Annotated in this window: 10 protein-coding genes; 6 read left to right on the plus strand and 4 right to left on the minus strand. The window is 61.3% G+C overall.

From position 1 onward, the window contains the following. The first annotated feature begins 208 nt into the window (after positions 1–208). Positions 209–580, plus strand: coding sequence for a hypothetical protein (locus AC30NL_RS02320; RefSeq protein ID WP_489462400.1), 372 nt, complete (start codon positions 209–211; stop codon positions 578–580). Between the two features lie 68 nt (positions 581–648). Here AC30NL_RS02320 and AC30NL_RS02325 read toward each other — a convergent pair whose 3' ends face one another. Together AC30NL_RS02325 and AC30NL_RS02330 are read right to left on the minus strand one after the other, a co-directional pair. After that, positions 649–2,031 (minus strand): GGDEF domain-containing protein, encoded by a 1,383-nt coding sequence (locus tag AC30NL_RS02325; protein WP_489462409.1) that lies wholly within the window; start codon positions 2,029–2,031, stop codon positions 649–651. Between the two features lie 433 nt (positions 2,032–2,464). Further along, a complete protein-coding gene (locus tag AC30NL_RS02330) occupies positions 2,465–2,593 on the minus strand; it encodes a response regulator (RefSeq protein WP_489462401.1) in 129 nt (42 codons plus the stop codon). Between the two features lie 140 nt (positions 2,594–2,733). Between AC30NL_RS02330 and AC30NL_RS02335 the strand changes: the two genes are divergently transcribed. After that, a complete protein-coding gene (locus tag AC30NL_RS02335) occupies positions 2,734–3,006 on the plus strand; it encodes a KGG domain-containing protein (protein WP_489462402.1) in 273 nt (90 codons plus the stop codon). Positions 3,007–3,211: 205 nt separating this feature from the next. Here the strand turns inward: AC30NL_RS02335 and AC30NL_RS02340 are convergent, their stop codons facing one another. Beyond that, positions 3,212–4,402, minus strand: coding sequence for an ATP-binding protein (locus AC30NL_RS02340; RefSeq protein WP_489462403.1), 1,191 nt, complete (start codon positions 4,400–4,402; stop codon positions 3,212–3,214). A gap of 186 nt (positions 4,403–4,588) precedes the next feature. After that, positions 4,589–5,938, minus strand: coding sequence for an MFS transporter (locus AC30NL_RS02345; protein WP_489462404.1), 1,350 nt, complete (start codon positions 5,936–5,938; stop codon positions 4,589–4,591). Positions 5,939–6,098: 160 nt separating this feature from the next. On the opposite strand from AC30NL_RS02345, the gene cyoA reads away from it, so the two are divergent. From cyoA to cyoD, 4 genes are all read left to right on the plus strand, one after another. Continuing rightward, positions 6,099–7,157, plus strand: coding sequence for a ubiquinol oxidase subunit II (gene cyoA / locus AC30NL_RS02350; protein WP_489462405.1), 1,059 nt, complete (start codon positions 6,099–6,101; stop codon positions 7,155–7,157). Between the two features lie 167 nt (positions 7,158–7,324). Continuing rightward, positions 7,325–9,322, plus strand: coding sequence for a cytochrome o ubiquinol oxidase subunit I (gene cyoB, locus AC30NL_RS02355; RefSeq protein ID WP_489462406.1), 1,998 nt, complete (start codon positions 7,325–7,327; stop codon positions 9,320–9,322). Between the two features lie 23 nt (positions 9,323–9,345). Then, positions 9,346–9,969, plus strand: coding sequence for a cytochrome o ubiquinol oxidase subunit III (cyoC, locus tag AC30NL_RS02360; protein ID WP_489462407.1), 624 nt, complete (start codon positions 9,346–9,348; stop codon positions 9,967–9,969). Next, on the plus strand, positions 9,966–10,340 hold the full coding sequence (gene cyoD / locus AC30NL_RS02365) for a cytochrome o ubiquinol oxidase subunit IV (RefSeq protein WP_489462408.1): 375 nt from the start codon (positions 9,966–9,968) through the stop codon (positions 10,338–10,340). The genes cyoC and cyoD overlap by 4 nt, the downstream gene beginning before the upstream one ends. Positions 10,341–10,447: the final 107 nt, after the last annotated feature.

Consider the following 10,447-nt stretch of genomic DNA (forward strand, 5'->3'; position numbering starts at 1 on the left):
CAAAACCTTACCCTTGGTTGAAGGTGCCTCGCGCACAGGCTCGCCGACATGTACAGAGGCATGGCCATGCGTAAGGTGCAAAGTAAGTGCCATTCGGCTATAGCGAGCATTTGCAACGACGAACAGGAGGCTTTTGGCGTCATGAGCGGGCATGATCGAAATACTCTCAGCCTCTGAGCGGATCATCCCTACCGACAAAGGAATTGACATGGCAAACAGCAACCAAGGCAGCCCTGGCCAAAACCAGGCACCGGGCAAACAGTCGCAGTCATCCACGGGCTTGTCGCAAGAACAGGAACGCGATCGTGGCATGGCCAGCAACCCGTCGCAGAGTCAGCAAGATAGCAAGCCCGGCAGCCAGGAGCGCGGCAGCGCCTCACAGCAAGACAGCAACTCGGGCATGCAGAACCCCGGCCGCGCACAAGCCGACGATGAACGCAGCAGCGCAAACGATGACGAAGACTCCGACTTCGGCTCGGGGCGTTCGTCCCGCAGCGACTCGCAACGCGAGCGCGACCTGCAAAGCGGAAGCTCGGGCTCCAAATCGGACCTGGGCAACAAGGACGAAGGCAGCCGCTAACCGGCAGGGCTTTCGGTGAAGCCAGCAAGGCGGCGCTGTTGGCGCCGCCTTTTTTGATTGGCCAAATCCTATGCAGCAACTACGCGGTTTCGACCTTGGTGCTTTGCGCGATAAAGGCGTTCATCGGCGACCCGAAGAATGTCATCGATGGTGTCGGCATCTCGGCCGAATTGCGCTGCGCCGATGCTCACCGACACGTCGTTGAGCTGCTGATGGCCGCTTTCAAACGTAGTACTTGCAACTACGCTTCGCAGGCGCTCGGCGATGCTGCTTGCGGCCTCGAGTGCGTGAGGAAGCAAGATCATGAACTCCTCGCCGCCTACCCGGGCGACACCGTCATACGGCCTGATCGCAGCGACGCATTTCCGCACAAACGCTTTCAGGATGTCGTCGCCTACCTGGTGGCCGTAGCGGTCGTTGATGACCTTGAAATTGTCCAGATCAAGTGCGAGCACCGAGAACGGCGCACCGCCGCGTTTGACTCGGTGAATCTCGGACTCGACGCGTTCCATGAATCGACGCCGATTGTCCGCCCCTGTCAGAGGATCGGTCGTGGCCAAGCGCTCGAGCGTTTGATTGGTGTGCTGAAGCTCCCGCAGCGCGGTCTCCGTCCGCGCCGTCGCCTCGGCGAGGCGCGCCATCATTTCCTCTTGGCTGTAGATCGTCGAAAACGAACGTGACGTCAGAAATGCCTTCACTACACCATAGCTCAACAGGAAGAAGCCGCCCGCGAATATCGCGTGGGCGAGCCACCACATGTGATTCCACGGACGCCCGAGTATGAATGCGAGAGACGACAGTGCAAACGAGGTGACCGAGACGGCGAAAATCACCATCAACGGCGAGCGGATGCGACGCACCAGCATCAGCGTCACATTCAATACGGATATGGCGAGAGCGCCTCCTTCCATCGTGAGCCGCAGGACCGGGTTGCCAGCGATGGGTGAATTTGCGGCGAGCGCCACTGCCACATTCACCAGCAAGAACAGCCCGATCCACATCAACCAGGGGAAAAGCTGCATGCGACGAGCCACGACGTCGGGGGCACGGTCGTACGACAGGAGACCCACAAGCAGCAGCGTCGCCATGACCAGGCGCGACGCCGGGCCATACAGAATGAAGAGCCATATGTTGTCGTGCGCATAGCCCGTGAATGCGCCGTGCAGCGCATAGATCAGCGCAAATCCGAGCAAGCCGAGCGTCAACCAGCGCAGTAAAGGTTCCCCTGATGATTGGTAGCAGCGCCACGTGACATAGGTGACAAAAAGACCGGCCAGGGTGGCCAATGAAATCGCGATGATGTGGAACGAGTGGTTCTCGAATTTGAGGGTCGGATCCTGGAAGAAGAACAGATAGGCAATCAGATAGACAGGAACAAGCGCCGCGCCCGCCAGGAGCAAACGGGCATAGGTCTGCGTCGTCAGTCGGATTGCCCGAGTCGGGCCATCCATCGTGATCACGGGTTGTACGGCAAGTCGGGCGCTGTCGGCAGTTTGTCCGCTTTGTTTTGTCGACCGGATTTTGGCGGCATCTCGAGGCGTATCCATCGGCGCGCCGGCGCGCGCTGCCCGACGGTGGAACAATGGCCACAGTGCCTGCCACGGAAATCGAAGATGAGAAGTTTGCATGTCAGTCAGCTCGGTTGAAGAGACTTTCGAACAGCGGGGGCTGCACATCAGCCACCACTCTGTACTAGCGAAGTCGGCGAGCAGGACAGACCACCAGGCGACTCGTGAACCCGAGTGCACGTTGGCGTTGTCCAGGTCTGCATATGCCTGCGACACGCTGTTATAGGGTGCTCGCCCCCCATGCACAACCTGTAAGGTCTGACAGAGGGCTTCACTATCGCGGCCAAGCGCATGGACCGTCGACCACTTTCGCAGTTCACGCCCCCGGCATGCCGATGCCGCACACCGCAATGTCAGAATTGAAAAACCGCGCCTCCACAAGACCGGCTTTTCCGTCATAAATGCAGTGGACGTCTTGGCTGACGACCTCAATGACGAAACTCACGGCGACCACCGGGCGGGCGAACCGGCTGGCGTCAAATAGGCACATCGTTTGCCGTCCGAAAGGGCGCGCGGCCGGGGTAAACCAACCGTTGCACATTCCTCCCGCTGATGGCGGGTCTTCGATTCGAAAGGAGTTTCAAGATGGCATCAAGCAACCAAAGTGGAAATCAAGGCAACAAAGGCGAGGACAAGAGCAGCAACCGAGGAGGGAACCAGGGCGGCAAGGACTCGGAACGTGGCTTTGCGTCGATGGACAAGGATCGCCAGCGTGAAATTGCCAGCGAAGGTGGCCGTGCGGCACACGAAAGCGGCAACGCTCATGAGTTCACCTCGGAAGAGGCGCGAAAGGCTGCCGAACAACGTGGTGGCAATCAGGGCGGAGGTAGCTCGGGCGGCTCGTCAGGAAAGAAATAGCGCGGCCTGATCACGGATGAGCAGAAAGGGTGGCGGACGCGTCACCCTTTCTGTCAATGGTTCCGCTCAGCGCGATCAAGCCATCGACAGCGGCGAGGAGCCGCACCCTTTCGGTCTTGTATCCAAGCTTGAGCACCCGCTCGGTAGAAACATCGCGTGTGGCTGCCCTTGGGCCTGAACTTCTTGGACCCACGCCTATTGGTCGTCATCCGCGGGGCGATGTCGTCGAAGCCATGCCCTGCAGCTCCTGCATCACGCCCTGGTTCCCATGGGGCAGAGAAGCATCGCGGGGTAAAACGATGGAGAAGTGGGTTTGACGATTTGCCGACTGCACTTCCACTGTTCCGCCATGCGCCTCTGCAGCTTGTCGAACGATGAAAAGCCCAAGCCCGAGATGGCCGGGATCTTTGTTGCTTGCTCCCGCCGAGCCCCGGAAAAGCGGATCAAAGATCAGATCCAATTCTGCTGCTTCAAGCGTCGGACCATGGTTGTCGACGTGGACTCTGACATGCTCTCCCTCGCATTGCACAACCACTCGGACGGACCCTTCGTCCCCGTACTTGATGGCGTTGCCAATCAAGTTGCCCACCGCCTGACGGATCCGCGAAACGTCCCAAACTCCTGGACAGGTGCTTGGCGCCTCGAACTCGATGCGCGCAGATGGGTGCGCACTGCGCTGCATCTCGACCTCCTGCCGGCAAGTCTCGACCAAGTCCCCTGGACGGGGCTCGACCTCGAGTCTTCCGCCCATGCTCACCCGGTTGAAGTCGAGCAAGTCATCCAGCAACTCTGCCATCCTTTGACCGCTTCGCATGAGACGGTCCATCTGCGTCTCCAGCTCGGGACTCGGATGGTTGAGGGAGATCAGTTTGGCGGTCAGCTGAATGGAGTTGAGCGGTCCCCGAAGGTCATGACCCAGAACCCCGAGAAAGATATTTCTCCATCGGTCCACTTCGGCGGTGAAGTAGTCCACTGACTTCGCAAGGGCCTGATCGATGGCCTCGTTGAACCGACCCAAGTCCGAAAGCTGACTCATCTGGTGGCCTTCGCGGTCGAAGTAATGGCGCAGCACGCTCGCGCGCAACGCCCGATACTCGCTCACCAACTCCCCGATGCTGAAGCCGCTCATCGCGCGCAGGACAGCATGCAATTGGGCCGCCGTTTCAGGCGCCGTCGCAGTCACAGGCGCTTCCCCACGTGACTTCTGATCCTGTTCCAGACGTGTCTGCGGGGCTCGCAGGTCTGCAGAAACTGCGCGGAGAATGGCCCCAGCGTGATCACGACGCAGAGCCAGGTTATCGAGACTACTGGCTGCCGGCAGCAAAGTCCTTGCGATCTCTTCCCACCCGGACAGAATCGCATCCGTCTCGGCGTCGATGAAATCAGCTACTCGCATCGAACCCCCGCTCAAAGCAGCGCATTTGTACCTTCTCGTGAGTGTAGAACTCCCTCGAGATCGGATGCCGATTCTGAAGCATCCTCGAGGAGCCCGGGCATACAGATGCAGACAGAAGGCCCTTGAGGCCACCTCTGTTTATTGCTCCAGCGCCATCAACATCGCGCGCAGTAGGGTCGGCTGCGCTCAGTCCCGCACTGCCGACACTGCTCGGCTCGCACGCAAGGCCAGCAAGGTGCAGGCCGTGCCTGACAGCAGATACAGGCTGACCGACGCGAGGCCGAAGCGAGCCGAAAGCGCAAGCGCCACGAGAGGCGCGAAGGCCGCGCCGATCAACCACGCCAAGTCAGCTGTCAGGGCGGCACCGGCATAACGAAAGCGTGGCAGGAAGTTCGACGTGACCGAGCCCGCTGCCTGCCCGTACGAAAGCCCGAGCAGCACGAAGCCGACGAGGATGAAAGCATCCTGCCCGCGGTCGCCACCGTCGAGCAGCCACGGCGTCACGAAGCTGAAAAGCGCGATCAGCACCGCGACGCAGCCGAGTGTTCGGCGGCGGCCGATGCGATCAGCCACGATGCCCGACAACGGCATTGCCATTGCCGCCAGCACGGCGCCAGCCAACTCCACCGAGAGGAATTGCCCGATCTCATGCTGCGAGTACAGCGCAACCCACGACAGTGGAAACACCGTCACCAGGTGGAACAGCGCGTAGCTCGCCAGCGCCGCGAATGCGCCGATGAACACGTTATGCCCCTGCGCCGCCAGCAGGTCGCGTACGTTGCAAGGCTGAAGCTCATGCGCTTGCAGTTCGCGTTCGTATTCGTGCGTAACCACCAGCCGCAAGCGCGCGAAAAGCGCAACGACGTTGATCGCGAACGCGACAAAAAACGGGAAGCGCCAGCCCCAGCCGAGGAAGTCCGCGCTCGACAGGTTGGCCCACAGGTACGCGAACAAACCGCTCGCGACGATGAAGCCCAGCGGTGCGCCCAACTGGCCGAGCATGGCGTACCAGCCACGGCGCTTCTCGGGCGCGTTGAGTGCCAGCAGCGACGGCAGCCCATCCCACGAGCCGCCAAGCGCCAGCCCCTGTCCGATGCGACACAGCGCGAGCAGCACAATGGCAAGCTCCCCAGCGCTGCGATAGCCCGGCAGCAGCGCCATGCCAACCGTCGAGCTGCCAAGCAGGAACAGCGCCGCTGTCAGCTTGGTGCCGCGTCCGAAGCGCCGCTGCAGCGCCATGCCGGCCAGCGTGCCCATCGGTCGCACGATGAAGGCGAAGGCGAACAGTACGAATGCGTACAGCGTGCCGTGCAGAGGGTCGACGAATGGAAAGAACACTGCTGGAAAGACCAGCACTGACGCGATGCCATAGACGAAGAAGTCGAAGTATTCCGAAGCGCGTCCGATGACGACGCCTACCGCAATGTCACCGGGCGCGACGCGGGCCCTTTCGCCACGCGGTTCGGTGGCGAGCGAGATGGGAATGAGGTTTGTGGCCTGGGAGGAATGCACAACTGAGCTACTGGAGACGGGCATGACGGAAGGGGACTGAGGGCCTGAGGGCCTGAGGGCCTGAGGGCCTGAGGGCCTGGGACAAATTGTCCAATGGTTAAAGAGCATCAATCAACTTACATTCGCCGCTGACGTACAACTATCGTTTACCCGCACTCGGTGGCTCCCGATGTCTCTTTCACGCTTGACCCACCGCACAGCCCGCCTGGGACTGTCCTCCCTCCTGATGCCGCTGGCCGGCTGCGATACCCTCGTGATGAAACCGCACGGCGACATCGCGGCCCAGCAGGCACAGCTGATCGTCACCTCCACGGTTCTGATGCTGCTGATCATCGTACCCGTGATCGCGCTGACGATCTTCTTCGCCTGGCGCTACCGACAATCCAACGCGAGCGCGACCTACGCACCTGACTGGGACCACTCCACGCGCCTCGAGCTGGTGATCTGGGGCGCGCCGCTCCTGATCATCATCGCGCTGGGCGCGATCACCTGGATCAGTACGCACAAGCTCGATCCGTACCGGCCGCTGGAGCGCATCGACGCGCAGCGCCCACTGCCCTCCGAGGTCAAGCCGCTGATCGTGCAGGTCGTGGCGCTGGATTGGAAGTGGCTGTTTCTCTACCCAGAACAGGGTATCGCAACCGTCAATGAGCTGGCTGCGCCGGTCGACCGGCCGATCGAGTTTCGCATCACTGCCTCGAACGTGATGAATTCGTTCTACGTGCCTGAGCTCGCCGGCATGGTCTACGCGATGCCCGGCATGCAGACGCAACTGCACGCGGTGATCAACCACGTCGGCGACTACGAAGGCTTTTCTGCCAACTACAGCGGCGCGGGCTTTTCCGAAATGCGCTTCCGCTTCCTGGGACTGTCCAACGGCGACTTCGACCGGTGGGTTGCAGCCAACCGCACGCAGGGCCAGCCGCTTGGCCGCAGCGAATACCTGCAACTCGAGCAGCCAAGCCAACGCGTGCCGGTGCGCCGCTACGCGAGCGTCGAGGCGGACTTGTACGGCGCGATCCTCAACCGCTGCGTCGACGGCAGCAAGATGTGCATGAACCAGATGATGGCGATCGACAGCGCCGGCGGCCTCGGAAAGGGCAGCATCGCTGGCCTCGCAAGGCAACCGTGGCGTTCGGCCGACGGAATGATGCAACGCACGGTCGTCGCCTCGCTGTGCACTCCCCTTAATCCGACCGGGCGCGAACCTGGTCGCGCAAGTCAATCAGCCCTGAGAGACTGAGAGTATTTCGATCATGCCCGCTCATCACGCCAAAAGACCCCTGCTCGTCGTTGCAAATGCTCGCCATGGCACGAACCATGACTGCGCTTTGCGCCTGGATCAGGTGCCTTTTGACGTGCTGCTCGGACACGCTCGAAATACTCTCAGCCTCTGATCCCAGTCACCCAATGAGCAACGATCTCAGCCACCTCATCTTCGGCCGCCTCAGCCTGGAGGCTGTGCCTTATCACGAGCCGATTCTCTTGGCCACCTTCGCGATGGTCACGCTCGGCGGGCTCACGGCCCTGGCCCTGCTCACGAAGCTGCGACTCTGGGGCCCGCTGTGGCGCGACTGGATCTGCAGCATCGATCACAAGAAGATCGGCATCATGTACATCGCGCTTGGCATCGTGATGCTGCTGCGCGGCTTCGCCGATGCGCTGCTGATGCGCGCGCAACAGGCCATCGCCTTTGGAGACAACGCCGGTTTCCTGCCACCCCACCACTACGACCAGATCTTCACGGCGCACGGCGTGATCATGATCTTCTTCGTCGCAATGCCGCTGGTCACAGGCTTCATGAACTACGTGGTGCCGTTGCAGATCGGTGCGCGCGACGTGGCATTCCCCTTCCTCAATAACTTCAGCTTCTGGATGACCGCGGGCGGCGCGGCACTGGTGATGCTGTCACTGTTCGTCGGCGAGTTCGCGAAGACTGGCTGGCTCGCGTATCCGCCGCTGTCGGGCCTTCTTCAAAGCCCCGATGTCGGCGTTGACTACTACCTGTGGTCGCTGCAGATCGCGGGCATCGGCACCACGCTCTCCGGAATCAACCTCATCGCCACCATCATCAAGATGCGCGCCCCCGGCATGACGATGATGAAGATGCCGGTGTTCACGTGGACCAGCCTGTGCACCAACGTTCTGATCGTCGCCACCTTCCCGGTGCTGGCGGCCACGCTGGCGCTGCTCACCGCCGACCGCTACCTCGGCACCAACTTCTTCACGAACGACCTCGGCGGCAACGCCATGCTGTACGTGAACCTGATCTGGATCTGGGGCCACCCCGAGGTGTACATCCTGGTGCTGCCTGTGTTTGGCATCTTCTCTGAGGTGGTGTCCGCCTTCAGCGGCAAGAAGCTGTTCGGCTATGCGTCAATGGTCTACGCCACTGTCGTCATCACCATCCTCTCGTACCTCGTGTGGCTGCACCACTTCTTCACGATGGGCTCGGGCGCGAGCGTCAACTCGTTCTTCGGCATCACAACGATGATCATCTCGATCCCGACGGGCGCGAAGATTTTCAATTGGCTGTTCACGATGTACCGCGGCCGCATCCGATTCGAAGTGCCGATGCTGTGGACCGTGGGCTTCATGGTCACCTTCACGGTGGGCGGCATGACCGGCGTACTGCTCGCGGTGCCAGCAGCCGACTTTGTGCTGCACAACAGCCTGTTCCTGATCGCGCACTTCCACAACGTGATCATTGGCGGGGTCGTGTTCGGCCTGTTCGCCGGCATCAACTACTGGTTCCCAAAGGCCTTCGGCTACAAGCTCGACGCGTTCTGGGGCAAGGTGTCGTTCTGGTGCTGGTTCGTCGGCTTCTGGGTCGCTTTCACGCCGCTGTACGTGCTCGGCCTGATGGGCATCACGCGACGCATGAGCCACTTCGACGATCCGTTGCTGCAAGTGTGGTTCCAGGTCGCCGCACTCGGAGCGGGTATCGTGGGGCTGGGCATCGGCGCGTTTCTCGTGCAGCTGGTCGTCAGCTACCGCCGCCGTGAGCAGTTGCGCGACAACACTGGTGACCCGTGGAACGCACGCACGCTGGAATGGTCCACCGTCTCCCCGCCGCCCGACTACAACTTCGCGTTCACGCCGATCGTCCACGAACAGGATGCCTGGCACGACATGAAGCGCCGTGGTGCGCAACGCCCGCTGAGCGGCTTCAAGGCCATCCACATGCCCAAGAACACGGCGGCCGGCTTCGTGATCGCAATGCTCGCCACCGCCTGCGGCTTCGCGCTGATCTGGCACATGTGGCTGCCAGTCGTGCTGACCTTCGCCGCCACTGTGATCGCCTCGATCGTGCACACCTTCAACTACCAACGCGACTTCCACATTCCCGCTGAAGTTGTAGCGCGCACCGAGCAGGCACACGCCGCCTCGCTGCAAGTCGCAGCCTGAGATGCTGACGCCAAGGTTTCGAAATGTCCTCCTCCCCCACTCTCAATGCCGGCCCGGCGCCGGTCTTCTACGACAACGGTGACCACCACCCACAGCAGGGCACCTTGCTGGGTTTCTGGCTCTACCTGATGAGCGACTGCCTCATCTTCGCGGTGCTGTTTGCCGTGTATGCGGTGCTCGGACGCAGCTACGCAGCCGGGCCTTCAGGCGCAGACCTGTTCGACTTGCCCGTGGTGGCGCTGAACACCGCGCTGCTGCTGTTCTCCTCCATCACCTACGGCTTCGCGATGATCGCGATGCAGCACGGCAAGAAGAACGCCGTGCTGACATGGCTGGCGATCACGGGCCTGCTGGGCATGGGTTTTCTCACGCTCGAGATGACGGAGTTCGCGCACCTCATCCACGAAGGCGCAGGCCCGCAGCGCAGCGCGTTCCTGTCAGCCTTCTTCACGCTGGTGGGCACGCACGGGCTGCACGTGGGCTTTGGCACGCTGTGGCTCATGACTCTGATGGTCCAGGTGCAAAAACTCGGTCTGATTCCGGCGAACAAGCGCCGGCTGATGTGCCTGTCGATGTTCTGGCATTTCCTTGATGTCGTCTGGATTGGCGTGTTCACCTTTGTCTACCTGATGGGAGTCTTGCCGTGAGCGCTCGCCACCACTACGATCACCACGATGACGCCGGCTACCACGCCACCGTGAAGGGCTATGTCGTCGGTTTCTTGCTCTCCGCGGCGCTGACCGCGATCCCGTTCTGGCTGGTGATGGGCAAAGTTCTGCCATCACCGCGCATGACCGCCTTCGCGATCATCGCCTTTGCCGCGGTGCAGGTGGTCGTGCACATGGTGTATTTCCTGCACATGAATGCAAAGGCTGAAGGCGGATGGTCGCTGCTGGCTCTGGTTTTCACCGCAGCCCTCGTGGTGATCATGTTCGCTGGCTCGATCTGGGTGATGTACCACCTGAACACGAACATGATGCCAATGGCCGATCCGCAAACCATGCGCAACATGCCCTGAGAGGCTGAAAGTATTTCGATCATGCCCGCTCATCACGCCAAAAGACCCCTGCTCGTCGTTGCAAATGCTCGCCATAGCCCGGGCTATGGCTGCGCTTTGCGCCTAGA

It is taken from the genome of Rhizobacter sp. (genome assembly GCA_021153565.1).
In the GTDB taxonomy this organism is placed as follows: Bacteria; Pseudomonadota; Gammaproteobacteria; order Burkholderiales; family Burkholderiaceae_C; genus Albitalea.

Excerpts from the sequence above, each read along its gene's own strand:
- cyoC (WP_489462407.1), top strand. The coding sequence starts at position 9,346 with ATGTCCTCCTCCCCCACTCTCAATGCCGGCCCGGCGCCGGTCTTCTAC.
- AC30NL_RS02340 (WP_489462403.1), bottom strand. The coding sequence starts at position 4,402 with ATGCGAGTAGCTGATTTCATCGACGCCGAGACGGATGCGATTCTGTCC.
- AC30NL_RS02335 (WP_489462402.1), top strand. The coding sequence starts at position 2,734 with ATGGCATCAAGCAACCAAAGTGGAAATCAAGGCAACAAAGGCGAGGAC.
- AC30NL_RS02320 (WP_489462400.1), top strand. The coding sequence starts at position 209 with ATGGCAAACAGCAACCAAGGCAGCCCTGGCCAAAACCAGGCACCGGGC.
- AC30NL_RS02325 (WP_489462409.1), bottom strand. The coding sequence starts at position 2,031 with ATGGATGGCCCGACTCGGGCAATCCGACTGACGACGCAGACCTATGCC.
- cyoB (WP_489462406.1), top strand. The coding sequence starts at position 7,325 with ATGAGCAACGATCTCAGCCACCTCATCTTCGGCCGCCTCAGCCTGGAG.
- AC30NL_RS02345 (WP_489462404.1), bottom strand. The coding sequence starts at position 5,938 with ATGCCCGTCTCCAGTAGCTCAGTTGTGCATTCCTCCCAGGCCACAAAC.